Source organism: Streptomyces sp. NPDC047880 (genome assembly GCF_040706515.1).
GTDB lineage: Bacteria > Actinomycetota > Actinomycetes > Streptomycetales > Streptomycetaceae > Streptomyces.
On record NZ_JBEZOK010000014.1, the window covers coordinates 85,815 to 110,084 of the forward strand.

Sequence of the window (24,270 nt, forward strand, 5' to 3'; positions counted from 1 at the left end):
ACACGTGCTGCTGGGATGAAGTCCGCGAGGAACGCGGGGTGCCCGGTGTGCTCACGGCAGCGCCTTGCGGGCCGTGGCGAAGCGCGGGCGGTTGTTGAGGTCCGGGTGGTCGGCCGCGTCGGCCCAGCCCCGCTCCTCGGTGAAGATCCACGGCACCTGGCCGCCCTGGGTGTCCGCGTGCTCGACGACGACCACACCGCCCGGGCGCAGCAGCCGGTGCGCGGTGCGTTCCAGGCCGCGGATGAGGTCCAGGCCGTCCTCGCCGGAGAAGAGGGCCATGTCGGGGTCGTAGTCCCGCGCCTCGGGGGCGACGTACTCCCACTCGGTGAGCGGGATGTACGGCGGGTTGGTGATGACCAGGTCGACCTGTCCGTCCAGGTCCGGGAAGGCGGTGAGCGCGTTGCCCTGCCGCAGGTCGACCCTGGACCCCTCGACGTTCTTGCGGGTCCACTTGAGGGCGTCCTCGGACAGCTCCACGGCGTGCACGCGCGAGCGCGGCACCTCCTGGGCGAGGGCGAGCGCGATGGCGCCGGAGCCGGTGCACAGGTCGACGATGCACGGCTCGACGACGTCCATGGCCCGTACGGCGTCTATGGCCCAGCCGACCACGGACTCCGTCTCGGGCCGCGGCACGAACACCCCGGGGCCGACCTGGAGTTCCAGGTAGCGGAAGTAGGCGCGCCCGGTGATGTGCTGGAGCGGTTCGCGGGCCTCACGGCGGGCGATGACCTCCCAGTAGCGGGCGTCGAAGTCGGAGTCCTTGACGGAGTGCAGCTCGCCGCGCTTGACGCCGTGCACGAACGCGGCGAGTTCCTCCGCGTCGGTACGCGGCGAGGGCACGCCGGCGTCGGCGAGCCGCTGGGTGGCCTGGGCCACCTCCGCGAGCAGCAGGTTCACGCAAGTCCTCCGTATTACTCGTACGTGATCACTCGTACGTGCTCGTGCCTGCCTTACGCAGCCGCCAGCTTCGCCGCGGAATCCGCGTCGACACAGGCCTGGATCACCGCGTCGAGGTCGCCGTCCAGGACCTGGTCCAGGTTGTACGCCTTGAAGCCGACCCGGTGGTCCGAGATGCGGTTCTCCGGGAAGTTGTACGTGCGGATCTTCTCGGAGCGGTCGACCGTGCGGACCTGGCTGCGGCGGGCGTCGGCGGCCTCCCGCTCCGCCTCCTCCTGCGCCGCTGCGAGCAGCCTGGAGCGCAGGATACGCAGTGCCTGCTCCTTGTTCTGCAGCTGGCTCTTCTCGTTCTGGCAGGAGGCGACGACTCCGGTCGGGAGGTGCGTGATGCGCACGGCGGAGTCGGTGGTGTTGACGGACTGTCCGCCGGGCCCGGAGGACCGGTAGACGTCGATGCGGAGGTCGTTCGGGTTGATCTCCACGTCGACCTCCTCGGCCTCGGGTGTGACGAGCACACCGGCCGCGGAGGTGTGGATACGGCCCTGGGACTCCGTGGCGGGCACGCGCTGCACGCGGTGCACGCCGCCCTCGTACTTCAGGCGCGCCCAGACGCCCTGGCCGGGCTCGGTGGCGCCCTGGCCGCCCTTGGTCTTCACCGCGACCTGGACGTCCTTGTAGCCGCCCAGCTCGGACTCGGTGGCGTCGATGATCTCGGTCTTCCAGCCGACGCGCTCGGCGTAGCGCAGGTACATGCGGAGCAGGTCGCCGGCGAACAGGGCCGACTCGTCGCCGCCCGCGCCCGCCTTGATCTCGAGGATGACGTCCTTGTCGTCGCTGGGGTCGCGCGGGACCAGCAGCAGGCGCAGCTTCTCCGTGAGTTCCTCGCGCTGCCGTTCCAGGTCCTTGACCTCGGACGCGAAGTCGGGGTCGTCGGCGGCCAGTTCACGCGCGGCCTCGATGTCGCCGCCCGTCTGCGTCCAGGAGCGGTACGTGGCGACGATGGGGGTGAGCTCGGCGTACCGCTTGTTCAGCTTGCGCGCGTTGGCCTGGTCGGCGTGGACCGACGGGTCGGCGAGCTTCTTCTCCAGGTCGGCGTGCTCGGCGACGAGTTCCTCGACGGCCTCGAACATCTTGGGGCTCCTGTGTACGGCGGGGGTGAAGGGCGGGCGACCAAAAACGCCGGTCCCGGAGCGCCCGGTGAGGGAGCGCGTCCGTGGACCGGCGCTAGGGCCTGCCCGGCGGATCAGGTCGGAGGAAAGCCGCCGTACCTGTCAGTGCCGGTGAGCGGGGCCTGGTGCGTGCAGCGACAACGCCGCAGATGTGCGTGCCAGGCCCCGCGTCTCCGACAGGATCCGCCGGGCAGGCCCTAGGAGGCTCGCTACTTCTTGGAGCCGGCGGCCTTGCCGAAGCGGGCCTCGAAGCGGGCCACACGGCCACCGGTGTCGAGGATCTTCTGCTTGCCCGTGTAGAACGGGTGGCACTCGGAGCAGACATCGGCGCGGATGGTGCCGGACTCGATGGTGCTGCGGGTGGTGAACGACGCGCCGCAGGTGCAGCTGACCTGCGTCTCGACGTACTCGGGGTGGATGTCGCGCTTCAAGGTGTCTCCTAGATTCGGGAGGGCGCCGGGTCGCTGCCGCGGGGTGCGGGAGCGTGAACCGGGGCCGACGTACCAGTCTGCCAGGACTGGGGCCTACTCCCAAAACCGGGGGTTGTTGTGATCTATTCCCCCGCGGGCCGGTGGGGGTGTTCGCGCGGTTCCCCGCGTCCCTTGGGGACGTGCCGTCAGGGTGCGGTCACGACACCCTTGGCCTCACCTGTCGCCGAGCCCGACGTGGCCGACTTCGGGATCGGCTTGTCGTTCTCCAGGGCCTTCCAGATCTGGTCGGCCTTCTTCTTCTGGAGGAGGACGCGGTTGGGGTCGGCCGGGTCGTAGGCCACCGGCATCGTGACCATGTGCATCTGGGACGGGCTGATGCTCTTGAGGCCGTTCGCGAAGGACGCGAGCTTGTTGACCGTACCGAGGTCGGAGTCCGCCGTCACCGTCTTGGTCGCGGTTTCCGCGAGGTCGAGCAGCTTCTTCGGGTTCGAGAAGACGCCGACGTCCTTGATCTGGTTGACCAGGGCCTTGATGAAGGCCTGCTGGAGCTGGATGCGGCCCAGGTCGGAGCCGTCGCCGACACCGTGCCTGGTGCGGACCAGGCCGAGGGCCTGCCTGCCGTCGAGCGTGTGGGTGCCGGCCTTCAGCTTCAGGTGGCTGTCGGGGTCGTCGATGCCCTTGGTCGTGGTGATCTCGACGCCGCCGAGGTCGTCGATGAGCTTCTGGAAGCCGGCGAAGTCGACCTCCAGGTAGTGGTCCATGCGCAGGTCGGTGATCGACTCGACGGTCTTCACGGCACAGGCGGCCCCGCCGGTGGAGTACGCGGAGTTGAACATCACGCTCTGGGCGGCGGGGTGGTCGTCGCCCTGGGTGTCCGTGCAGGAGGGGCGGTCGATCAGGGTGTCGCGCGGGATGGAGACGACACTGGCCTTCTTGTGGCCCTTGTAGATGTGCACGATCATCGCCGTGTCGGAGCGAGCGCTGCCGTCGTCGGTGCCGCCGCCGAGCTTCTTGTTGCCTCCGGCGCGGGTGTCGGAGCCGAGGACGAGGATGTTCTCGGAGCCGTTGTCGGCCTTCTTGGGCCGGTCCGTGCCGAGAGCCTGGTCGATGTCGACGCTCTTGAGGTTGCCGTTGAGCTTGAAGTACAGGTAACCGGCTCCGGCGCCACCCAGCACGACGATGCCCGCGGTGGTCCAGGCCGTGATCATCAGGCCTTTGCGGCGTCTCGGGGGCTTGCGCCGCCGGCCCTTGCCGCGGTCGCGCGCTCCGTCGGTGCCGTTACTTCCCGGTATGCCCGGATCCGGCGTGCTCTCGGCAGACATGTACTCCTCAGCTCTTCTACGGTCGCTTACCCCCTGCGGTCAGTGCCAGGCGTGGCCGAAATGAACCTTCCTCGCACTATCGTCGCCCCACCAGGTCAGACGGGGAAACTCGGGAAAGGGTTGCACAACGGACTGTGCCCACCGTGTACGACGGTGGGCACAGTGCGTGTTCGGCGCGGCGGGATGTACCCCACTCACCTGCAATTTCAGCCGAAGATGTCGTACTGCTTGAAATCGGTGCCGACGGACTTGCGTGTGGTGAAGATCTCGCTGGTCCCCTTGCCGGTGCCGGCGTACAGGTAGAGCGTGCCGCCGGGGGTGCGGGCGAGGAAGTCGGCCTTGCCGTCGCCGGTGACGTCACCGGGCGCGTCGAAGGCGTTGTAACCGTCCCATGTGCGCACCTTGACCCGGGCCGAGAACGCGCCCGAGCCGGCCTTGCCGGTGCCCTTGTACAGGTAGAGGTAGCTGCCGGACTTGCTGCGGGCGATCAGGTCGGTCTTGCCGTCCCCGTTGAAGTCGCCCTTGCCCCGCACGGAGTTGTACTGGTTCCAGCCGGAGCCGACCTGCACGCGGGACGCGAAGGTGCCGTTGCCCTTGCCCGGGTAGATCCACATCACGCCCGCCGAGTCGACCGAGAGCAGGTCGGGCAGGTAGTCGCCGGTGACGTCACCGGGGGTGATGATCCGGGTGCGGGTCTTCCAGTTGTCGGCGATCTGCTTGGTGCTCCAGCTGCCACTGGAGATGACGTAGTGCGTCCAGAAGACGTCCCCGTCGCTGCTGCGCCGGTAGACCAGGTCCTGGTATCCGTCGCGGTCGAGGTCGGTCTGCAGGACGACGTTGACGCCGTCCCAGTTGCCCCAGGACTGGCGGGCGGCGAACGACGTGCCGTTGGAGTCCTTGGAGTAGCCGGTCTTGGTGGAGGCGTTGCGCACCCACAGGTCAGCCTTGTGGTCACCGCTGATGTTGGTGTCGTCGAGGCGCGGGTAGGCGGCGCCCACGTACGTGCTGACCTTGCTGAAGACGCTGTACGCGCCCTTGGCGACGCAGTCGGTCACACCCCAGGACACGACACCGACGATCCGGTTGTTGACGACCAGGGGGCCGCCGGAGTCGCCGTTGCAGGCCGAGACGGTGCCGGTGTCGCTGCCGGTGGCGGGCTTGCCCGCGCAGACCATGTGGCCCTTGACGAAGTCGGCGCCGTACGCACCGGAGCACGTCGTGTCGGACTGCATGGGCAGCGTGGCCGTCTTCAGCGTCTCGGAGATGTCGTCGCTGGTGGAGCTGGTGCGGCCCCAGCCGTAGACCTTGGCACTGGTGCCGGCCTGGTACGACGTGGTGTCGCCGGACGTCGTCATGCGGATCGGGGTGGCCTTGACCGGGACGGGCAGGGTCAGCACCGCGATGTCGTTGTCGATGGTCGTCGCGCTGTACGACGGGTGGTTCCACTGCCGCCAGACGCCGGTGACGGTGCCGCCGTGCAGGTCGGTGCCGTCGGCGGAGGGCAGCTGGGAGGTGCCGGTGATGACGGCGCCGTTGGCGTTCCAGTTGTAGCCCTTGACGCAGTGCGCGGCGGTGAGGATCTTCGTCGGCGCGACGACGGCGCCGCCGCAGAAGAAGCCGATGTCGTCGCTGGTGCCGGAGGTGCCCCGGTCGTCGTAGTAGTGGAGCTGCGCCATCCACGGGGCCGTGCTGATGGTGGTCTCGTTGCCACCGATGATCTTGGGGTCGATGCTACCGGCGACGGTGCCCGCGGTGAGCGAGGACTTGCTCGTCTTGCCGGCGACGTCGTCACCGGCCATGGCGCCCGCGACGCGCTTCTCCAGCTCGGCGAGCGACGGCGAGCTGACGGCGGGCTTGACCGTCGGCTGCGGCAGCGGGGTGGCCGCGTCGGCGGACGTCGTCAGCAGCGCGCCGGCGACGGCGGCGGCGACACCCGCCGCGGCGACGGGCAGTGCGATGCGTATCCGGCGTCTGTGACGACCGCCCCCGGGCATGGGTGTACCCACGTATGTCCCCCCTCGGGATCACAAGTTCGAAGAGAGCGTGATCCTACCCGCACACGAACAGCACAGAGGGCCGCCCCCGGTTCGGGGAGCGGCCCTCTTGTGCGGTGCTTGCCTCAGCCGACGTACCTCAGTCGCCGTTGCCCGGCGTCGGGGTGGTCTTCTGGATCTGCATCAGGAACTCGGCGTTCGACTTCGTCTGCTTCATCTTGTCGAGCAGCAGCTCGACCGCCTGCTGCTGGTCGAGGGCGTGCAGCACCCGGCGCAGCTTCCAGACGATGGCGAGCTCGTCGGGGGCCAGCAGGATCTCTTCCTTACGGGTGCCGGACGCGTCGACGTCCACCGCCGGGAAGATGCGCTTGTCGGCGAGCTTCCGGTCGAGCTTGAGCTCGGCGTTGCCGGTGCCCTTGAACTCCTCGAAGATCACCTCGTCCATGCGGGACCCGGTGTCCACCAGCGCGGTGGCGAGGATGGTCAGCGAACCGCCGTCCTCGATGTTGCGGGCCGCACCGAAGAAGCGCTTCGGCGGGTACAGGGCGGTCGAGTCGACACCACCGGACAGGATGCGGCCGGAGGCCGGGGCGGCGAGGTTGTACGCACGGCCCAGACGGGTGATCGAGTCGAGCAGCACGACCACGTCGTGACCCAGCTCCACCAGGCGCTTGGCGCGCTCGATGGCGAGCTCCGCGACCGTGGTGTGGTCCTCGGCGGGGCGGTCGAAGGTCGAGGAGATGACCTCGCCCTTCACCGACCGCTGCATGTCGGTGACCTCTTCCGGACGCTCGTCGACGAGGACGACCATCAGGTGGCACTCGGGGTTGTTGTGCGTGATCGCGTTGGCGATCGCCTGCATGATCATGGTCTTGCCGGTCTTCGGCGGGGCCACGATCAGACCGCGCTGGCCCTTACCGATCGGCGACACGAGGTCGATGATGCGGGTGGTGAGCACGCCCGGGTCCGTCTCCAGGCGGAGGCGGTCCTGCGGGTACAGCGGGGTGAGCTTGTTGAACTCCGGGCGGCCGCGGCCGTGTTCGGGGGCCATGCCGTTGACGGAGTCCAGGCGGACCAGCGCGTTGAACTTCTCGCGGCGCTCGCCCTCCTTGGGCTGACGGACCGCACCGGTGATGTGGTCGCCCTTGCGCAGGCCGTTCTTGCGGACCTGGGCGAGGGAGACGTACACGTCGTTCGGACCGGGCAGGTAGCCGGAGGTCCGGATGAACGCGTAGTTGTCGAGGATGTCGAGGATGCCCGCGACGGGGATCAGGACGTCGTCCTCGTTGATCTGCGGCTCGGTGGCCATGTCGTCGCGGCCACGACGGCCACGGCGGTCGCGGTAGCGGCCGCGACGGCCACGACGGCCGCCCTCGAAGTCGTCGTCGTCCTGCTGGCCGCGGTCCTGGCGGCCGCCGCCCTGCTGGTTCTGCTGCTGGCCGCGCTGGCCGCCGCCCTGCTGGTCGTCGCCCTTGCCGCCACGGCGGTCACGGTCCCGGCCTCCGCGGTCACCACGGTCGCCGCGGTCGCCGCGGTCACGGCGGTCGCGACGACGGCCCTCACCGCCGTCACCGCCGTCGGACTTGGCGTCGTTGTTCTGCGACTGCGTCTCGGCCTTGGTGTCGTTCTTCGCCTCGGCGACGACGGTCTCCGTGGCGGAAGCCGGGGCTCCGGCCTCGGCGGTGGCCCGGCGGCGACGGCGCTCGGGCGCGTCCTCGCCCGCGCTCGCGCGCGACCCGTCGCGGGAGGGGCCGCCGGCCGGCTGGCCGGGGATCTCGATCTGCTGCTGGGCCACGGCCTTTTCGGCCTGGTCCGCGGGGGCCGGGGAGGCCTCCTTCGCGTCCGCCTTCTTGTCCGCCTTCTCGGCGTTGTCGCCCGTACGGGTCCGCGAGGTGGCGCGGCGCTTGGGCTTGGTCTCGGCGGGGGCGTCGGCCTTCGCGGCCGGAGCGGCGCCGCCGGACGCCTGCGCCTCCTTGATGACCTCGATCAGCTGGCTCTTGCGCATACGCGCGGTGCCCCTGATGCCGAGGCCGGATGCGACCTGCTGCAGCTCGGCCAGCACCATGCCCTCGAGGCCGGTACCGCGGCGCCGCCGGGAGCCGGCACCGGTGGCAGGCGCGGAGGCGTCCGTGGCGGGCGCGGCAGCGGTCTCCTCGACACGTGCGCCCATCAGATCGGTGGTGTCGCTCACGAAGGGTCCTTCCCTGGAGCGGACGTCGGCCTGTCTGGCTCGGCGACCGGTTGTGCTGTCCGGCTTCGGTCCGTGTGGTGTGAACCGTGCCGGGGCGGTGGTCCGCCTAAGCGGCGGAGGAATCTGGTGATGGCGCTTCCTTGAGCCGTGGCACTCAGTGTCAGTGTCACGCGGCGTGGTCGCACCGGTTCCGGAGCGTGCCCTGCGCCCCGCTCAGTGTCCTCGTACGGCGTACGGTCCGACGTACGGAACACAGTGCGGCTTGGGGGGCTCCCGGAAGAATGTCTGTCCCGGACGGGGACACGAGGCACCTCGCCATGGTGGGGTCGGGTGCAGACTTGAGGTTAACACTACCGGATCCAACAAACATTCCCCCTCTCGAAATCCGGTAATCGAGCGCTTTCAGATGTCACCGGAGGTCGCGAGCGGCAGCACGCTCGCGCCCCGCTGGTCCAGGCGCAGCCGGTTCGCGGCCCAGTCCGCGCCCGCCAGGGCCTCGACCTTGTCGGCGGTCTCCGCGTCGGCCAGCGCCATGACCGTCGGCCCGGCCCCGGAGATGACCGCGGGGATGCCGTCGCCCCGCAGCCGCTCCACCAGTGCCGCGCTCTCGGGCATGGCGGGGGCGCGGTACTCCTGGTGCAGGCGGTCCTCGGTGGCCGGCAGCAGCAGTTCGGGGCGGCGCGTCAGGGCCTCGACGAGCAGGGCGGCCCGGCCGGCGTTGGCGGCGGCGTCGACGTGCGGGACGGTGCGCGGGAGCAGGCCGCGCGCCGTCTCCGTGAGTACCGGCTTTCCGGGGACGAAAACCACCGGAACGATGGAATCCGAGGGGTCCATCCTGATCGCGCGCGCCGCGCCGCCCTCCATCCAGGACAGCGTGAAGCCGCCCAGCAGGCACGCGGCGACGTTGTCGGGGTGGCCCTCGATCTCGGTGGCGAGCTCCAGCAGCGCGGTGTCGTCGAGCTTGGCGTCGGCCCCTATGGTCACGGCGCGGGCGGCGACGATCCCGGCGCAGATGGCGGCCGAGGACGAGCCGAGGCCCCGTCCGTGCGGAATGCGGTTGGCGCAGACGATCTCCAGACCGCGCGGTTGTCCGCCGAGCAGGTCGAAGGCGGTGCGCAGGGAACGGACGAGCAGGTGCTTCTCGTCGCGCGGGAGCGTTTCGCTTCCCTCACCCGCGATGTCGATGTGCAGCCCGGAGTCGGCCACCCGGACGACCACGTCGTCGTACAAGCCCAGCGCGAGGCCGAGGGCGTCGAAGCCCGGGCCGAGGTTGGCGCTGGTGGCGGGGACGCGCACCCGGACGGCGGCGGCGCGGAACGCTGGACCGGCCATCGCTCGATGACTCTCCTTGAGCTGCGGTGATTGTCGAATGACGTTCAGTGGACATTCGATGGCGTACGAGAACCCTGGGGGCCGCTGCCGACCGGGACGGCCGGCCGCTGCCCGGCCGCGGAGACGGCGCGGCGCCCTGCTCATGCGGAGGCATATGCGGCGGGCGGGTTCAGTACAGCCTATCGAAGGAAGGTTCTGTGGCGACATAGGGCGCACAGGAGGCGCACGATGCGTGTCGTAAGCCCCCTGTGCACCCCCCGTAGGGAACTTCCCCCGGCAGGCGCGGTCTTACGCCGGACCATGTCGGGCGCAGCACCGGCGCTCGGTGCATAGGCGCACGTCAGGCCGGTTCGAGCGCCGTCAGGCGAGACCCAGGCGCTCCGCCGCGGCCGCGGAGTCGACGGGTACGGTGACCGGCTGCGGGGCACCGGCGACGGCCCAGTCGGGATCCTTCAGCCCGTTGCCGGTGACGGTGCACACGATCCGCTGCCCCGGGTCGACCTTGCCCTGCTCGGCGGCCTTCAGCAGACCGGCGACGGACGCGGCCGACGCCGGCTCGACGAAGACGCCCTCCTGCGACGCCAACAGCCGGTAGGCGCGCAGGATCTCACGGTCCGTCACCTCGTCGATGGCACCGCCCGACTCGTCCCGCGCGGCGAGCGCGAACTGCCAGGAGGCCGGGTTGCCGATGCGGATGGCCGTGGCGATGGTCGAGGGGTCCTTGACGACCTCGCCGCGCACGATCGGGGCACTGCCGGAGGCCTGAAAACCCCACATCCGGGGCTTCCGGCTCGCCACGCCGTCGCGGGCGTACTCCGTGTAGCCCTTCCAATAGGCCGTGATGTTGCCCGCGTTGCCGACGGGCAGGACGTGGATGTCGGGCGCGTCGCCGAGCATGTCCACGATCTCGAAGGCGGCCGTCTTCTGACCCTCGATACGGACCGGGTTGACCGAATTGACCAGTGCCACGGGGTAGTTGTCGCTCAGGCCGCGCGCCAGTGTCAGGCAGTCGTCGAAGTTGCCGTCGACCTGGAGGATCTTCGCGCCGTGCACGAGGGCCTGCCCCATCTTGCCGAGGGCGATCTTGCCCTGCGGCACGAGCACCGCACAGACCATCCCGGCCCGCACGGCGTACGCGGCGGCGGAGGCCGACGTGTTGCCGGTGGAGGCGCAGATGACCGCCTTCGCCCCCTCCTCCTTGGCCCGGGTGATGGCCATGGTCATGCCGCGGTCCTTGAAGGACCCGGTGGGGTTCGCACCCTCCACCTTGAGGTGGACCTCGCAGCCCGTGCGCTCGGAGAGCACCTGCGCGGGGACGAGGGGCGTACCGCCCTCACGGAGCGTCACGACCGGCGTGCTGTCGGATACCGGCAGCCTGTCCCGGTACTCCTCGATGATTCCGCGCCACTGGTGGGTCATTGCTGGTTACTCTCCTTCAACCCGCATGATGCTGGCGACACCACGCACGGTGTCGAGCTTGCGCAACGCCTCGACGGTCCCGGTGAGGGCGGCGTCGGACGCACGGTGCGTGACGACGACGAGGGAGGCCTCGCCGTCCTTCCCCGACTGGCGAACCGTATCGATCGAGACTCCGTGCTCGGCGAAGACGGTCGCGACCTGGGCGAGAACACCCGGTTTGTCAGCTACGTCGAGGCTGATGTGGTACCGCGTGACGACGTCGCCCATCGGGGACACCGGCAGTGCGGCGTAGGCGGACTCGCCCGGTCCGGTCGCGCCGCCGATCCGGTTGCGGCAGACGGCGACGAGATCGCCGAGGACGGCCGAGGCGGTGGGGGAACCGCCCGCACCGGGACCGTAGAACATGAGCTGACCGGCGGCGTCCGACTCGACGAAGACGGCGTTGTAGGCGCCGCGGACGGAGGCCAGCGGGTGGCTCAGCGGGATCATCGCGGGGTGCACGCGCGCGGTGACGGACTGCCCGTCCTCGGCCCGCTCGCAGATGGCGAGCAGCTTGATGGTGCAGCCCATCTCCTTCGCGGAGGCGAAGTCGGCCGCGGTCACCTCGGTCATGCCCTCGCGGTAGACGTCGTCGAGGCGCACGCGCGTGTGGAAGGCGATGCCGGCGAGGATCGCGGCCTTGGCGGCGGCGTCGAAACCCTCGACGTCGGCGGTCGGGTCGGCCTCGGCGTACCCCAGGGCGGTGGCCTCGTCGAGGGCCTCCTGGTATCCCGCGCCCGTCGAGTCCATCTTGTCGAGGATGAAGTTCGTGGTCCCGTTGACGATGCCCATCACCCGGTTGATCTTGTCGCCGGCGAGGGACTCGCGCAGCGGCCGGACCAGCGGGATGGCACCGGCGACGGCGGCCTCGTAGTAGAGGTCCTTGCCGTGCTGCTCGGCGACGGCGTGCAGGGCCGCGCCGTCCTGGGCGAGCAGCGCCTTGTTGGCGGAGACGACGGAGGCGCCGTGCTCGAAGGCGGTGGTGATGAGGGACCGGGCGGGCTCGATGCCTCCGATGACCTCGACCACGACGTCGATGTCGCCGCGTTTGACCAGGGCGGTGGCGTCGGTGGTGACGAGCTCGGGGGCGATGCCCTCGCGCACCCGGTCGGGCCGCCGTACGGCCACACCCGCGAGTTCCACCGGGGCCCCGATGCGGGCCGTGAGGTCGTCGGCGTGCGTCGTCATGATGCGCGCCACCTCTGAGCCGACCACTCCACAGCCCAGCAGCGCCACCTTCAGCGGACGCGTACGCATCATCCGACCTCGTTTCCTCTTTACCGTCTACGGTGGAACCAGTCTCACTCACCGGACGGGAGTTTCTGCCCCCGGTCCGGATCGTGAGATGTCTATTTCATTTTCACGGGGGTGGAAGACAGGAGATCTTCCGCCGCCGGCGTTTCGGCCTCTGTCCCTCAGCCCACGTCCAGACGCAGCAGGTCCTCCTCGGTCTCGCGGCGGACGATCACCCGGGCCGCACCGCCCTCGACGGCGACGACCGGCGGGCGCAGCACGTGGTTGTAGTTGCTGGCCATGGAGCGGCAGTACGCGCCGGTGGCCGGCACGGCGACCAGGTCGCCCGGTGCCAGGTCGGACGGCAGGAACGCGTCCTTGACCACGATGTCCCCGCTCTCGCAGTGCTTGCCGACGACCCGGGCGAGCATCGGCTCGGCGTCGGAGGTGCGGGAGACCAGCGCGACGCTGTACTCGGCGTCGTACAACGCGGTGCGGATGTTGTCCGACATGCCGCCGTCGACGGAGACGTAGGTCCGCAGCCCGTCGAGGGGCTTGACGGTGCCGACCTCGTAGAGGGTGAACGCGGTCGGCCCGACGATGGCGCGCCCCGGCTCCACGGAGATACGGGGGGTGCGCAGCTTCGCGGCCTCGCACTCGCGGGTGACGATCTCGGTGAGCGCCTTGGCGATCTCGTGCGGCTCGCGCGGGTCGTCGTCACTGGTGTACGCGATCCCGAGCCCGCCGCCGAGGTCGATCTCGGGCAGCTCGACACCGTGCTCGTCGCGGATGTCCTTGAGCAGCCCGACCACCCGGTGGGCGGCCACCTCGAACCCGGACATGTCGAAGATCTGCGACCCGATGTGGCTGTGGATGCCGACCAGCTCGAGACCGTCGAGCTGCAGCGCCCGCCGTACGGCCTCGGCGGCCTGCCCGCCGGCCAGCGGGATGCCGAACTTCTGGTCCTCGTGGGCCGTGGCGATGAACTCGTGGGTGTGGGCCTCGACACCGACGGTGATGCGGATGAGGACCTTCTGCCGCTTCCCGAGGCCCTGCGCGATGTGGGCGACGCGCACGATCTCCTGGAACGAGTCGAGCACGATGTGCCCCACACCGGCCTCGACGGCCCGGGTGATCTCGCCGACGGACTTGTTGTTGCCGTGGAAGGCGATGCGGTCGGCGGGCATGCCGGCGGAGAGGGCGGTGGCCAGCTCGCCGCCAGAGCAGACGTCGACGTTCAGCCCCTCCTCGTGGAGCCAGCGCACGACGGCACGGGACAGGAACGCCTTGCCCGCGTAGAAGACGTCCGCGTCGGTCCCGAAAGCGGTGCGCCAGGCACGCGCACGGGCCCGGAAGTCGGCCTCGTCGAGGACGTAGGCGGGGGTGCCGAACTCCTCGGCGAGCCGGGTGACGGGAATGCCGCCTACGGTCACGACTCCGTCGTCGTCACGCGTCACGGTCTGGGCCCACACCTTGGGGTCCAGCGCGTTGAGGTCGGAGGGCGGGGCGGAGTAGTGGCCCTCGGGAAGGACATCGGCGTGACGGGGCCCGGCGGGGTGTGCGGATCGGCTCATGATCTGTTCGTGTCTCTCAGAGGTGGTCGGGTGCGTCGATGCCGAGCAGGGACAGGCCGCCGGCCAGCACCGTCCCGGCGGCTTCGGCGAGCGCGAGCCGGGCACGATGGGCGGCCGAGGGTTTCTCCTCACCGCGGGGCAGCACGGCGGGGAGCAGGGGCATCGCGGCATCGGCGACGGCGATGAGGTGCCGGGCCAGGCGGTCGGGGGTGTGCTGCGTGGCGGTGGCGGCGAGGACGCGGGGATGGTCGCCGAGTACGGCGATCAGCGCTTCCGCTTCGCTCACGGGACCGGGCTCGGGGTGGAAGCCGAGGTCGGCGGCGTTGCGCAGGAGGGCCCGGGTGCGGGCATGGGCGTACCGGACGCGGAAGAGGGGGTTGGTCTCCCGCTGGACGAGGTGGTCACCGGGGATCCGGGGCCGGTCGTGGGGGGCGGGGTGCAGCAGCGCCCAGCGGGCGGCGTCCCGGCCGAGCGGCAGGGGGTCGGCGGGGGCCGGGACGGGCTGGACGGTGACGGACCGGTCGGGGACGACACGTGGCCCCCGGGTGGTGATGTCCGCCCCGAGGACGGACTTCCACTCCGGGGCGGTCGGTCCGGTGCACGAGACACGGACGACATCCCCCTGGCTGCGCGCCAGACGGGCAACGACGTCCGTGACCACGACGGCACGCACCTCCGCCCGGCAGCAGATCTCGAGGGCGATCCCGCTGAACCCGTTCTCCGTGTGCCCGTAGCGCCGCCCGCGCCGCAAAATCTCCTCGACCAGGTCGCCGGAGGCGGTGCCCTGCAGGCTGACGTTGAGGAAGCCGGGCCCGGTGACGACGACGTCGGCGAACCGCTGCTCGTCGAGGAGCCGCGCCCGCAGGACCTCGGCCACGTCACGCGGCGGCCGGCCCGCCGCGCGTGCCAGCTGGAGAGCGATGCTGGTGGCGTAGTCGCCACAGCCCCCCGGCCCCGGCGGAGCGACCACGGCCCGCTCCGGCACGGTCACGCTGAGCTCACCCTCGTCGACGGCACGGCGCACGGCGTGCAGCACGGTGCGGGAGAGCTCGGCGGGGGTCACGGGACAAGCGTATGGGAGGGAGGGGGTGGGTATGCGAGCCGGTTTCCGTACGGTCCGGGATGTGGACGGCGGCCGTTCATCGAGAGCTGCCCTCGCATCCGCTACGGCACGGCTGTTTCCCGCTACGGCACGGCCTGCTTCCCGCTACGGCACGGCCTGCTTCCCGCTACGGCAGGCTGTACCCGCTACGGCACGGCGGGTAGATCCACTTCCCTCGCCTGCTCCTTCGTCGGCCCCTTGGCCTGCCCGTGCACCGTCGGCCCCTCGGCCTGCCCGTGCACCTGCTCCTCCGTTGCCCCCTGTGCGAGTTGCCTCGCATGGCCGCCACCGCCGTCGGGGTCGGGGCCGCCACCGCGCTGACGCCCCCCGCCGCGGGCCCGATCGACCAACTGGCGCACCATGCGGACCAGTTCGGCAGGCTCGAAGGGTTTGGCGAGGAACGCGTCGACGCCCACTTCGAGACCGGCCTCGATCTCGTGGTGGCCGCAGGCGCTGACGATGGCGAGGGGCGTGTCCTGGGTCCGCGGGTCGGCCCGGAGGCGAGCGGCGGTCCGGATCCCATCGAGCCGGGGCATGACGACGTCGAGGGTCACGACATCGGGCCGCACATGGTGAACGACTTCAAGACACTCGGCACCGTCGGCCGCGGTCACGACCTCCAGCCCCTCCAGCTCGAGGTTGACCCTGATCAACTGCCGGATGACCTTGTTGTCGTCCACAACAAGCACCCGACCCGACGCGCCTGGCACAACTCGAGAGTAGGTCGGCCCCGGCCATCGCGTCCGGGTTTTCCCCACTTCCACCCCGCACGAACGACTCACATCCCCGCCCCCGACAGCGGAAACCCGTTCATGACCACCCCATGGGAGCTGGTAGTGTTCTACCCGTCGCCGCGAGCAACGCGACCGACACGCCCCCGTAGCTCAGGGGATAGAGCAACGGCCTCCGGAGCCGTGTGCGCAGGTTCGAATCCTGCCGGGGGCACTCGTCTGGTTTGAGACCAGGGCGGATGCCGACAGAGGGCAGGAGTCAGTTTCACTGGCTCCGCCCTCTTTTGCGTGCCCGGCAGCCTCATGCTTCGTCCCTTCTCCTGCGCACAGCGCCAGACGACGAAACTTGATGCGGCGATCATCACGATGGGCCAGGCCGGGTAGTGCGGCCGGGAGAGGGAGTTGGCGATGATGACGTGGCCCGCTTTGGCCACGCCGGTGATTCGGGCTCACGTGGACGCCGCGAACAGGCCGGAGCTGACGACGAGGGCGACGACGCCCAGGGCTGTGTGGATGCAGCCCTGGGCCGTCAGGTCGAACGTCAAGATGTACGTCCGCGGCGTGGCGAAGATGTCTTCGCCACGCCGCGCTGGATGTCGATGATGCCGGTGACCATCAGCATGGTGGGCGCGAACACCGTCACGCCGGTGGCCCCTTCGTTGTGTGACGTGCCGCGCCGTCCTCCGTGCGTGGCGGTCCTGCCTCGCTACCGCGTTCTCAGGTCGTCCGGTGAGGGGTGGCCGCCGGCCAGGACCAGTTCCTTCGCCCTGCGGAACTCCTCGTCCGTGATGTCGCCGCGGGCGCGGATCTCGGACAGCTTGGCGAGGTCGTCGACGCTGCCGGACCGGGTGTCGCCGCCCTTGGCGGTTTCCCGGACGTAGCTTTCGAACGCCTCCTGCTGGGCGCGTGCCTGGGCGACCTCGCGGCGGCCCATGTTCTTGCCGCGGGCGATCACGTAGATGAAGACCCCGAGGAACGGCAGGACGCAGCAGAACACCAGCCAGCCGGCCTTCGCCCAGCCGCTCATGGAGTCGTCCCGGAAGATGTCGACGACGATCCGGAACAGCAGGACGAACCACATGATCCACAGGAAGACCCAGAACACCGTCCAGAAGGCGCTCAACAGCGGAAAGTCGTAGGCGAGGTACGTCTGCGCGCTCATGTTCGTCCTCCGTTCCGGGCGCGATCGGCGCGGGGTGGCCCCGGCCGGTGGCGCGTGCTGCTCTCAGCGTGCCCACGGCAAAGAGGGGGAGCTTCACCCGTGAAGGGTGAGGTTCAGGGACTGGAGAATTGCCACTTTCGCCCCATTCGCACCATTGCTCTACGGTGGAGGGGAACGACGCTGCTCATCCCCCTCACCGATCATCGAGGTGACGGTCATGACCGAGACCACTCAGCGCAAGACCACAGCGGGCAGGCAGGACGGGGCACCATCGCAGGGCGGCAGGGGCGCTCCCGGCGCCCGCGGGAGCACCACCATCGCGGACACGGTGGTTGCGAAGATCGCCGGTATGGCGGCCCGGGAGATTCCCGAGGTGCACAACCTCGGCGGAAGCATGACCAGGGCCTTCGGGGCCGTCCGTCAGCGGGTGCCGGGCGGGGGCAGCGGGGTCACCCAGGGGGTGAAGGTCGAGGTGGGCGAGCGCCAGGCCGCCGTCGATCTCGATCTGGTCGTCGAGTACGGCGCCGCCATCGCCGACACGGCCGCGGACGTGCGGACCAACGTCATCAACGCGGTGGAGCGGATGACCGGACTGGAGGTCGTGGAGGTCAACATCGCCGTCGGCGACGTCCACCTGCCGGACGAGGAGGACGAGTCCGAGGAGCAGGAGGGCAGGCGGGTCGCCTGACCGGACCGGCCTGCAGGGCACCTCCGCGACGACCTTCATTCAGTACACCTCGTCACGCCTCCGGGACCGCCCTTCAGTACACCTCGGGACCGCCCCGGGGTCGCTCGGCGGGCGGACGCGGTCGCCGTGGTCGCAGGGCCGACGCGGTCGCCGAGGCCGATCGCGTCGGCCTCGGCGTGCAACGCGGACAGGGGCGAGCGCCTCACCGTGCAGTCCCCGTAGTGCACGGGCAGGACGAGCCGGGGGTCGAGACGGCGGGCCGGTTCGGCGCCCTGGGTGCCGTCCATGACGACCACGGTCTCCCCGGCTCCCCCGCTCCCCGGCCCCGCGTGGCTGCCCCGGCGGAAGCCGGCCGGTACCGGGCGCGCGGTCTGTCAGGCCGAGCGCTTGCGGGACGTCGACTTCTTCGCCGCCGTCTTCTTCGCGGTGCTCTTCGAGGCCGTCTTCTTCGTCGTCCCCTGGCCCTGGCCGGACTTGGCCGTCGACTTCTTCGCCGCCGTGGTCTTCTTGGCCGCCGTCTTCTTCGCGGTGGACGTCGACTTCTTGCCGCCGGTCTGCTTGGGGGCCGCCCGGGCCGTCTTGCGCTGCGGGAGCGGCTTCACCTCGGCGTGCTCCGCCTCCTCACCGCGGGACTCGCGGGCCGCGCGGACGCTGTTCTCCAGGGCCGCCATCAGGTCCAGGACCTTGCCGCCCGTGGCCGGTTCCGGGGCCTGCGGCGGGGCCTCGCCGGCGGCCTTCGCGGCGATGACCTCCTCCACGGCCTCGCGGTACTCGTCGTGCAGGTCCTCCAGGTCGACTTCGCCCAAGGTGTCCATCAGCGCGTCCGCCAGGTCCAGCTCCTGGTCGCGGACGGTGACGTTCGCGTCGGGGGCCAGGCCCTCGGGGGCGCGGACCTCGTCCGGCCACAGCAGGCCGTGCATGGCGATGGCCTCGCCGACGACCCTGAGCATGCCCAGGCGTTCCCGCCCCCGCAGGGCGAACTTCGCGATGGCCACCTTGTTGCTGCGCTTCAGCGCCTCGCGCAGCAGGGTGTACGGCTTCGCCGCCGGGGCGCCGCCGGCCTGGAGGTAGTACGCGGCGTCCATCTGCAGCGGGTCGATCCGGTCGGCCGGGACGAAGGCGACGATCTCGATGGTCTTGGCGGTCGGGAGGGGCAGGCTCGACAGGTCCTCCTCGGTGATCGGGATGATCGTGCCGTCCGCGTCCTCGTAGCCCTTGCCGATCTCTCCCTGGGTGACCTCTCGGTCCTCCAGTTCGCAGAATTTGCGGTACCGGATGCGGCCGCCGTCCTCGGTGTGGATCTGGCGGAAGGAGATCGAGTGGCTCTCGGTGGCGTTCACCAGCTTGATCGGAATGCTGACCAGGCCGAACGAGATGGCGCCGTTCCAAATGGATCTCACGTGCAGCACCCTTCCGGTCACTCTGGGGAGTGTTCGTCATGGTTTGCGTGGGATTCTTATCGTATGGCGCCTATCACAGAGGTGGAGGGGCGACGGGTCGCTCTCAGCAACCTGGAGAAGGTGCTGTATCCCGCCACGGGCTTCACCAAGGGCGAGGTGCTGCACTACTACGCGACCGTCGCCGAGGTCCTGCTGCCCCATCTGCGGGACCGGGCGGTGTCCTTCCTGCGCTACCCGGACGGGCCGGACGGGCAGGTGTTCTTCACGAAGAACGTGCCGCCGGGTACGCCCGAGTGGGTCACCACCGCCGAGGTGCCCCGGGTGGAGGGGCCGTCGCGGATGGTCCTGGTGCAGGATCTGCCGAGCCTGATGTGGTCGGCGAACCTCGTGACCGAGTTCCACACCCACCAGTGGCTCGTGGGCACGCCGGACGAGGCGGACCGGATCGTGTTCGACCTCGATCCGGGGGCGCCGGCGAGCATCGTCCAGTGCTGCGAGGTCGCGCTGTGGCTGCGGGAACGGCTCGCGCGCGACGGCATGGACACGTACGCCAAGACCTCCGGCTCGAAGGGGCTGCACGTGCTCGCCGCCGTGCGTGGGGCGTCCTCCGAGCGGGTGTCCGAGTACGCCAAGGCGCTGGCCGTCGAGGCGGAGAAGGCCATGCCCCGGCTCGCGCTGCACCGGATGACCAGGAGTCTGCGCCCGGGGAAGATCTTCGTCGACTGGAGCCAGAACGCCGCGCGCAAGACCACGGCGACCCCCTACACCCTCCGGGCCCGCCCGGAACCGACCGTTTCGGCGCCGGTGACCTGGGGGGAGATCGAGGAGTGCCGCGCCCCGGGGCAGCTGGACTTCCAGGCGGGGGACATCGCCCCGAGGGTCCAGGACTACGGCGACCTCCTGGCTCCGCTGCTGGACGCGGACGAGGCCGGGACCCTGCCGTAGCGGGGCGACCTGCCGTCACGCCGTGAAGCGCATCCCGGGCGACCTGCCGTCACGCCGTGAGGCGCATCCCGGGCGGACTGCCGTCACGCCGTGGAGTGCGTCCCGGATCGACCGCTCACGCTGTGCAGCGCACCCCCGATCGACCGCTCACGCCGTGAAGCGCACCCCCGATCGACCGCTCACGCCATGAAGCGCACCCCCGACCAGCGCACTGTCCCCCGTACGCCCCGACCAGCGCACTGTCCCCCGCCCCCCGTACTCCCCCCGTACTCCCGACCAACACACTCCCGACCCCGCACACCCCCACCCCCCTCACACCCGCGCCCACGTATTCCGGTCCCGCGCCATCGCATGCAAGGCCTCCACGTCCGCCGGCTTCAGCACGCCGCCCCGTCGCGACAGGCCCTCCACCTCCGCCGCCGTCAGGACGTGGACCTCGCTGGGTGCGGTCGGGATCGACAGGGCGGCCGGGTCGACCAGGGCGAGCACGGGGCGGACCTCCGCCGTGAGGGCGTGGGTGGCACGGTCGGCGTCGGTGCGCAGGCGGCGCAGCAGCGGGTACGGGTCGTGGCGGCCCAGAGTGATCATGGGGTCGGTGACCCGGACGCGCTGCTTGCGCGCGTGCAGGGCGTGGACGGCGTAGAGGCCGCCGGGGCCGATCAGCAGGTGGTGGATGCGGTCGCCGCCGGGGAGCGGCACGGAGTGCAGGGTGTGCCAGCCCGCACCGTCGAGGCGGTCCAGGGCGTCGCCGACCGTCTGCTCGGCCGCCAGGGCCCTGCGGCGGGGGTCGGGGCGCAGCCGGTGGGCGGGGCCGGGGTCGCGGTCGAGGGCGATGACAAGGGCTTCGCCGGGGCGGTTGGGGGCCAGGTCGTCGTCGGGGTGGAGGGCGAGGCGGGCCAGCTCGGCGGGGGTCGGCACCGGGGGCGGTCCCACCGTCACGGGGCCGGTGATGAATGGACCGAGGACCCTGAGGACGTCGTCCTCGCGGTCCCGGCCGAGCAGGTTCACCCGGGCGGCCTCACGGTCGTACCAGGCGATGTTACGGCCGTCCGGGAGGCAGACGTACAGCCGCTCCCTGCCGTGCCGCCAGGTCGGTATGACGCGCAGTCCGTTCATGCACCATCACCCCAGTCCATGGGAACAGGCGGGGTGCTGCGGGGGCAAGAACCCGGTTACCTTGGAGAGGAGTTGGGCAGGCGGCCCGCGGACCCTCGGGCGGTCATGGTGGGGAGGCGCCGTTGCGTACCCGCAGTAAACCGGACGTGCCCGCGCCGGAGAGCCCGTGGAGCGAGGTCGTTCCCGGGCTCTGGATGGGCGGTCACGAGTACACGGGGGCCTTGGGGCACCTGGAGTTCGCCGTCGTACGGGACGAGTTCGATCTTGTGCAGACGCTGCTGCGGCTGCCGGGGCACGGGCCCGATCCGGGCGTCCGGCACCATGTGTGGCCCATTCCCGACGGGCCGCTGGACGGGACCCACCTCGCCGGGGTGATCAGGCTGGCCGAGGCCGCGTGCGAGGCGCTGGAGGAGGGTCGCCGGGTCCTCGTCCGCTGCTTCCACGGGTACAACCGCTCCGGTCTCGTCGTCGCGCACGCGCTGATGCGCCAGGGCAACTCCGCGGAGGCGGCGATCCGGCTGATCCGGGCCCGCCGCTCGCCCTGGGCGCTGCACAACGACCTGTTCGTCGAGTATCTGCGGGCCGGGCTGGCCACGGCCCGGCTGCTGGAGGAGCTCACGGAGTAGCGGTGCGCCCGTACGGCTGTACGTACACGGCCACCCTCGCGCGCAAATGGGACTTCCCCGCGAATAAGGTGTACGGGGCCGACCGCGGTGTCCGTCGTGTGCCGTCGTACGTCCGTCGCATGCCCGCCGCAGGTCTGCCGTACGCCTGCCGTACGCCTGCCGTACGGCAGTATGTCCGTCGGGTGATCGCCCGTGAACCGCCAGGAGTGCAGCGCAGTGCCCCTCAGTCGCCCCGCACAGGCCGCCCGCCGCCTGGCCGTCGTCGCCCTGCTGCTGGCCGCCGCCGCGGGCTGCGGGGACGCAGGCGGTCTGGAGGGCGCGGGGGCGACCCCGACGGCACAGGGACCTGCCCGGCTCTGGCCGGAGCTGACGCCCGCCTCCAGCCCGGCGTTCGAGATCGGTGAGGTGAACACCGAGGTGGTCAAGGGGGTGAAGGTGCCCGGCGACGACATCCGCCGTGTCGACCCGGTCCGGATCGTCCGGGCCGAGATCGCCGGGAATCCGGGTGACTTCGACGGCCCCAAGGCGCCCTACCGCGACACCGAGCGCGAGATGGCCGACTGCGCGCGGGGCCCGGCGCACGGGAAGTGCCCGGTGCTCAGGCCGTACTACCGGGACCTGACCGGCGACGGGCACGACGACCTGACGCTGGGCTTCCCGCTGCGGCCCGGCAAGACGACCGCGGTCCGCGTCTACACGGTCGAGAAGCACCGGCTGGTGCAGGTGATGGCCTGGGAGGACGCGCTGAGCGGCGTCGAGGTGGCCGGGCGCTCCCTGGTGATCCGCTCGCCGTCGGAGGTCGCGGGCTACGAGTACCGCCTGCAGTGGACCTGGGACCGGGACCAGAAGGCCATGCTGCTCACCCACGACGAGATGCTGCGCACCGGTCCGCGCCCGCACTCCCGGCACCCCTCGTCCTCCGCCGGCGGTTCCCGGTCCGCCTCCCCCACCGCCTCGCCCACCGTCTCGCCCACCGCCTCCTCCTCGGCGAGCGGCGGATGAGGCGCGTACTCCCCCTGTGGTCCGGGACGCTCGCCGCGAAGGCCGCCGCCTTCATCACCGTGATGTGCTGCGCGCTCGCGGCCCTGCTCGGCGTCCTGGTGCACGTACAGGTCACGAACCAGACCGTCGGCCAGGCCCGTGACCAGGCGTTGCAGCGGCTGACACAGGCGACGCAGCGCTACGAGGCCGGGGACACCCTGGGGCGGGGTGCCGGGGTGGATCCGCCCGAGCTGCCCGTGGAGCTGCGGGAACTGGCGGTGGCCGGGGACCGCGGCACGATGGTCGCCGACCAGGAGGGACGCCCCACGATGTGGGCGGCGGGTCCCGTCGACGGCGGACGGGCGCTGGCCGTCGCGGTCGACCACTCGCAGCAGGCCCGCACGATCGAGGGCCTGGACCGGGCGATCGTGTGGTCGTCGGGCCTGGCCATCGGGGCGACGCTGCTGGTCGGGGCGTTCGCGGTGACGCGGGTGACGCGGCGGCTGCACACCACGGCCCGGGTGGCCCGGCGGATCAGCGCGGGCGACCTGGACGCCCGGGTGAACGACCCCCGCACGGGCCCACGGACCACGGCCAGTCCGCAGGACGAGGTGGCCGCGGTCGCCGCCGCGCTGGACTCCATGGCGGCGTCGCTGCAGGGGAAGCTGCTGGCCGAACAGCGGTTCACCGCGGACGTCGCGCACGAGCTGCGTACGCCGCTGACCGGGCTGCACGCGGCGGCGGAACTGCTGCCGCCGGGCCGTCCGACGGAGCTGGTGCGCGACCGGGTGGCGGCGCTGCGCACGCTGACCGAGGACCTGCTGGAGATCTCCCGGCTGGACACCGGCCGGGAGCGGGTGGAGCTGGACACGGAGCAGTTGGGGCCGCTGGCCGAGCGGGCGGTGCGGGCGGCAGGGAGCGGCACGGAGATCAGGATCGTACGGGACGTGGCCGTGGAGACGGACCGGCGGCGGCTGGAGCGGGTGCTGGGCAATCTCGTGGCGAACGCGCACAAGCACGGGCGCGAGCCGGTGGTGCTGACCGTGGACGGTCCGGTGGTGACGGTTCGCGACCACGGGGACGGGTTTCCGGAGTACCTGGTCGCGCACGGCCCGCAGCGGTTCCGCACGGAGGGCGGTACGCGCGGGCACGGCCTGGGGCTGACCATCGCGCGCGGCCAGGCGGAGGTGCTGGGTGCGCGGCTGGAGTTCGCGAACGCGCCGGAGGGCGGCGCGGTCGCCACCCTGAGACTCACGGCGGAGTGAGGGGCCGGAGCGCGTCCCCCTCTGGCCCAGCGTGAGGGGCGGCACCCGCAGCCCGCTCCTAATGTGGCGATTAGTCAGCTTCGGCACTTCGCCCCCCCCACATGGAGGTACCTCCCATGTCCCTGCGCTTCCGCCTCTGCATAGCGGCCGCCGCCGGCCTCCTCGCCGCCGCGGCCGCCATCACACCTGCCGCCGCCGCGCACGACGACTGGGACCCGAACGGCGGCAACGGCAACAGCAGCAGCCGGCCCGGCAACGGTGACGGCAACGGCAACGGCGGCAACGGCAACGACGACCCGGGCAACTGGAGCGGCAACGGCCACCACGACCCGAGCGGCGGGAACGGCGGGAACGGCGGGCAGGACCAGGGCCTCTACAGGGGCGTCGTCACGGCGGACACACTGGCGCTGCGCAGCGCCCCGAACCGCGGTTCTCAGATCATCCGGTACGCCCACCGGGGCGACGTCGTCAGCATCTTCTGCAAGACGGGCGGCGAGACCGTGCAGGGCAACCCGCTCTGGTACCTGCTGACGGACGGCACCTGGGCCTGGGGCGCGGCCCGGTACATCGACAACATCGGCCCCGCGCCACGCTGGTGCTGACACTCACCCACCCGAAGGCACACAAGACGCACCGTTTGGGTAGGTTCCGGA

At 71.0% G+C, this 24,270-nt stretch carries 22 protein-coding genes and 1 tRNA gene; 7 read left to right on the forward strand and 16 right to left on the reverse strand.

Annotated elements, in window-relative coordinates:
• Positions 1–51: 51 nt before the first annotated feature.
• The 12 genes from prmC to AB0937_RS21720 all read right to left on the reverse strand — a co-directional run bounded on the left by prmC (position 52) and on the right by AB0937_RS21720 (position 15,461).
• Positions 52–897, reverse strand: a complete 846-nt coding sequence (gene prmC / locus AB0937_RS21665) for a peptide chain release factor N(5)-glutamine methyltransferase (protein WP_097220578.1) — start codon at positions 895–897, stop codon at positions 52–54.
• Between the two features lie 53 nt (positions 898–950).
• Positions 951–2,027 carry a peptide chain release factor 1 gene (prfA, locus tag AB0937_RS21670; RefSeq protein ID WP_366713805.1) on the reverse strand — a complete coding sequence of 359 codons (1,077 nt, stop codon included), beginning with the start codon at positions 2,025–2,027 and terminating at the stop codon, positions 951–953.
• Positions 2,028–2,275: 248 nt separating this feature from the next.
• Complete coding sequence (rpmE, locus tag AB0937_RS21675; protein WP_003992975.1) at positions 2,276–2,497, reverse strand: 50S ribosomal protein L31; 222 nt, start codon at positions 2,495–2,497, stop codon at positions 2,276–2,278.
• 185 nt (positions 2,498–2,682) lie between these two features.
• A complete protein-coding gene (locus tag AB0937_RS21680; RefSeq protein ID WP_366713806.1) occupies positions 2,683–3,819 on the reverse strand; it encodes an LCP family protein in 1,137 nt (378 codons plus the stop codon).
• Between the two features lie 206 nt (positions 3,820–4,025).
• Positions 4,026–5,813: a trypsin-like serine protease gene (locus AB0937_RS21685; protein ID WP_366713922.1), complete on the reverse strand. Its 1,788-nt coding sequence runs from the start codon at positions 5,811–5,813 to the stop codon at positions 4,026–4,028.
• 139 nt (positions 5,814–5,952) lie between these two features.
• Entirely contained in the window at positions 5,953–8,004 is a 2,052-nt protein-coding gene (gene rho / locus AB0937_RS21690) for a transcription termination factor Rho (RefSeq protein WP_366713807.1), read from the reverse strand.
• Between the two features lie 402 nt (positions 8,005–8,406).
• The gene (thrB, locus tag AB0937_RS21695) at positions 8,407–9,336 is read right to left on the reverse strand and encodes a homoserine kinase (RefSeq protein WP_366713808.1); all 930 of its coding nucleotides are present in this window, start codon (positions 9,334–9,336) and stop codon (positions 8,407–8,409) included.
• 360 nt (positions 9,337–9,696) lie between these two features.
• Positions 9,697–10,755, reverse strand: a complete 1,059-nt coding sequence (thrC, locus tag AB0937_RS21700) for a threonine synthase (protein WP_366713809.1) — start codon at positions 10,753–10,755, stop codon at positions 9,697–9,699.
• 6 nt (positions 10,756–10,761) lie between these two features.
• Positions 10,762–12,054, reverse strand: coding sequence for a homoserine dehydrogenase (locus AB0937_RS21705; RefSeq protein WP_366713810.1), 1,293 nt, complete (start codon positions 12,052–12,054; stop codon positions 10,762–10,764).
• A gap of 155 nt (positions 12,055–12,209) precedes the next feature.
• Complete coding sequence (gene lysA, locus AB0937_RS21710; protein WP_366713811.1) at positions 12,210–13,601, reverse strand: diaminopimelate decarboxylase; 1,392 nt, start codon at positions 13,599–13,601, stop codon at positions 12,210–12,212.
• Positions 13,602–13,617: 16 nt separating this feature from the next.
• Positions 13,618–14,664: an ArgS-related anticodon-binding protein NrtL gene (gene nrtL / locus AB0937_RS21715; protein WP_366713812.1), complete on the reverse strand. Its 1,047-nt coding sequence runs from the start codon at positions 14,662–14,664 to the stop codon at positions 13,618–13,620.
• A 185-nt stretch (positions 14,665–14,849) separates the two neighbouring features.
• Complete coding sequence (locus AB0937_RS21720) at positions 14,850–15,461, reverse strand: response regulator (RefSeq protein WP_366713813.1); 612 nt, start codon at positions 15,459–15,461, stop codon at positions 14,850–14,852.
• A 115-nt stretch (positions 15,462–15,576) separates the two neighbouring features.
• Between AB0937_RS21720 and AB0937_RS21725 the strand changes: the two genes are divergently transcribed.
• Positions 15,577–15,648 (forward strand) — tRNA-Arg (locus AB0937_RS21725).
• A gap of 492 nt (positions 15,649–16,140) precedes the next feature.
• Here AB0937_RS21725 and AB0937_RS21730 read toward each other — a convergent pair.
• Positions 16,141–16,596, reverse strand: a complete 456-nt coding sequence (locus tag AB0937_RS21730; protein ID WP_366713814.1) for an SHOCT domain-containing protein — start codon at positions 16,594–16,596, stop codon at positions 16,141–16,143.
• A 217-nt stretch (positions 16,597–16,813) separates the two neighbouring features.
• Between AB0937_RS21730 and AB0937_RS21735 the strand changes: the two genes are divergently transcribed.
• Entirely contained in the window at positions 16,814–17,284 is a 471-nt protein-coding gene (locus AB0937_RS21735; RefSeq protein ID WP_366713815.1) for an Asp23/Gls24 family envelope stress response protein, read from the forward strand.
• A gap of 35 nt (positions 17,285–17,319) precedes the next feature.
• Here the strand turns inward: AB0937_RS21735 and AB0937_RS21740 are convergent, their stop codons facing one another.
• Positions 17,320–17,571, reverse strand: coding sequence for a hypothetical protein (locus AB0937_RS21740; RefSeq protein ID WP_366713817.1), 252 nt, complete (start codon positions 17,569–17,571; stop codon positions 17,320–17,322).
• Positions 17,572–17,658: 87 nt separating this feature from the next.
• Positions 17,659–18,693: a Ku protein gene (locus AB0937_RS21745; RefSeq protein ID WP_366713923.1), complete on the reverse strand. Its 1,035-nt coding sequence runs from the start codon at positions 18,691–18,693 to the stop codon at positions 17,659–17,661.
• Between the two features lie 54 nt (positions 18,694–18,747).
• Here AB0937_RS21745 and ligD point away from each other — a divergent pair, with 54 nt between their 5' ends.
• Positions 18,748–19,629, forward strand: coding sequence for a non-homologous end-joining DNA ligase (gene ligD / locus AB0937_RS21750; RefSeq protein WP_366713818.1), 882 nt, complete (start codon positions 18,748–18,750; stop codon positions 19,627–19,629).
• Between the two features lie 312 nt (positions 19,630–19,941).
• On the opposite strand, the gene AB0937_RS21755 is transcribed toward ligD, so the two are convergent.
• On the reverse strand, positions 19,942–20,745 hold the full coding sequence (locus AB0937_RS21755; RefSeq protein WP_366713819.1) for a nuclease-related domain-containing protein: 804 nt from the start codon (positions 20,743–20,745) through the stop codon (positions 19,942–19,944).
• Positions 20,746–20,867: 122 nt separating this feature from the next.
• Between AB0937_RS21755 and AB0937_RS21760 the strand changes: the two genes are divergently transcribed.
• The 4 genes from AB0937_RS21760 (at position 20,868) to AB0937_RS21775 (ending at position 24,219) form a co-directional block, all read left to right on the forward strand.
• The gene (locus AB0937_RS21760) at positions 20,868–21,371 is read left to right on the forward strand and encodes a dual specificity protein phosphatase family protein (protein ID WP_366713821.1); all 504 of its coding nucleotides are present in this window, start codon (positions 20,868–20,870) and stop codon (positions 21,369–21,371) included.
• A 216-nt stretch (positions 21,372–21,587) separates the two neighbouring features.
• Entirely contained in the window at positions 21,588–22,373 is a 786-nt protein-coding gene (locus AB0937_RS21765) for a hypothetical protein (protein WP_366713822.1), read from the forward strand.
• Positions 22,370–23,617: an ATP-binding protein gene (locus tag AB0937_RS21770; protein ID WP_366713823.1), complete on the forward strand. Its 1,248-nt coding sequence runs from the start codon at positions 22,370–22,372 to the stop codon at positions 23,615–23,617. The genes AB0937_RS21765 and AB0937_RS21770 overlap by 4 nt, the downstream gene beginning before the upstream one ends.
• Positions 23,618–23,733: 116 nt before the next feature.
• Positions 23,734–24,219 (forward strand): SH3 domain-containing protein, encoded by a 486-nt coding sequence (locus tag AB0937_RS21775; protein WP_366713824.1) that lies wholly within the window; start codon positions 23,734–23,736, stop codon positions 24,217–24,219.
• The last annotated feature ends 51 nt before the right edge of the window (positions 24,220–24,270 follow it).

Excerpts from the sequence above, each read along its gene's own strand:
- prfA (WP_366713805.1), bottom strand. The coding sequence starts at position 2,027 with ATGTTCGAGGCCGTCGAGGAACTCGTCGCCGAGCACGCCGACCTGGAG.
- AB0937_RS21680 (WP_366713806.1), bottom strand. The coding sequence starts at position 3,819 with ATGTCTGCCGAGAGCACGCCGGATCCGGGCATACCGGGAAGTAACGGC.
- AB0937_RS21685 (WP_366713922.1), bottom strand. The coding sequence starts at position 5,813 with ATGCCCGGGGGCGGTCGTCACAGACGCCGGATACGCATCGCACTGCCC.
- thrB (WP_366713808.1), bottom strand. The coding sequence starts at position 9,336 with ATGGCCGGTCCAGCGTTCCGCGCCGCCGCCGTCCGGGTGCGCGTCCCC.
- thrC (WP_366713809.1), bottom strand. The coding sequence starts at position 10,755 with ATGACCCACCAGTGGCGCGGAATCATCGAGGAGTACCGGGACAGGCTG.
- AB0937_RS21705 (WP_366713810.1), bottom strand. The coding sequence starts at position 12,054 with ATGATGCGTACGCGTCCGCTGAAGGTGGCGCTGCTGGGCTGTGGAGTG.
- lysA (WP_366713811.1), bottom strand. The coding sequence starts at position 13,601 with ATGAGCCGATCCGCACACCCCGCCGGGCCCCGTCACGCCGATGTCCTT.
- AB0937_RS21730 (WP_366713814.1), bottom strand. The coding sequence starts at position 16,596 with ATGAGCGCGCAGACGTACCTCGCCTACGACTTTCCGCTGTTGAGCGCC.
- AB0937_RS21735 (WP_366713815.1), top strand. The coding sequence starts at position 16,814 with ATGACCGAGACCACTCAGCGCAAGACCACAGCGGGCAGGCAGGACGGG.
- AB0937_RS21740 (WP_366713817.1), bottom strand. The coding sequence starts at position 17,571 with ATGGACGGCACCCAGGGCGCCGAACCGGCCCGCCGTCTCGACCCCCGG.
- ligD (WP_366713818.1), top strand. The coding sequence starts at position 18,748 with ATGGCGCCTATCACAGAGGTGGAGGGGCGACGGGTCGCTCTCAGCAAC.
- AB0937_RS21755 (WP_366713819.1), bottom strand. The coding sequence starts at position 20,745 with ATGAACGGACTGCGCGTCATACCGACCTGGCGGCACGGCAGGGAGCGG.
- AB0937_RS21770 (WP_366713823.1), top strand. The coding sequence starts at position 22,370 with ATGAGGCGCGTACTCCCCCTGTGGTCCGGGACGCTCGCCGCGAAGGCC.
- AB0937_RS21775 (WP_366713824.1), top strand. The coding sequence starts at position 23,734 with ATGTCCCTGCGCTTCCGCCTCTGCATAGCGGCCGCCGCCGGCCTCCTC.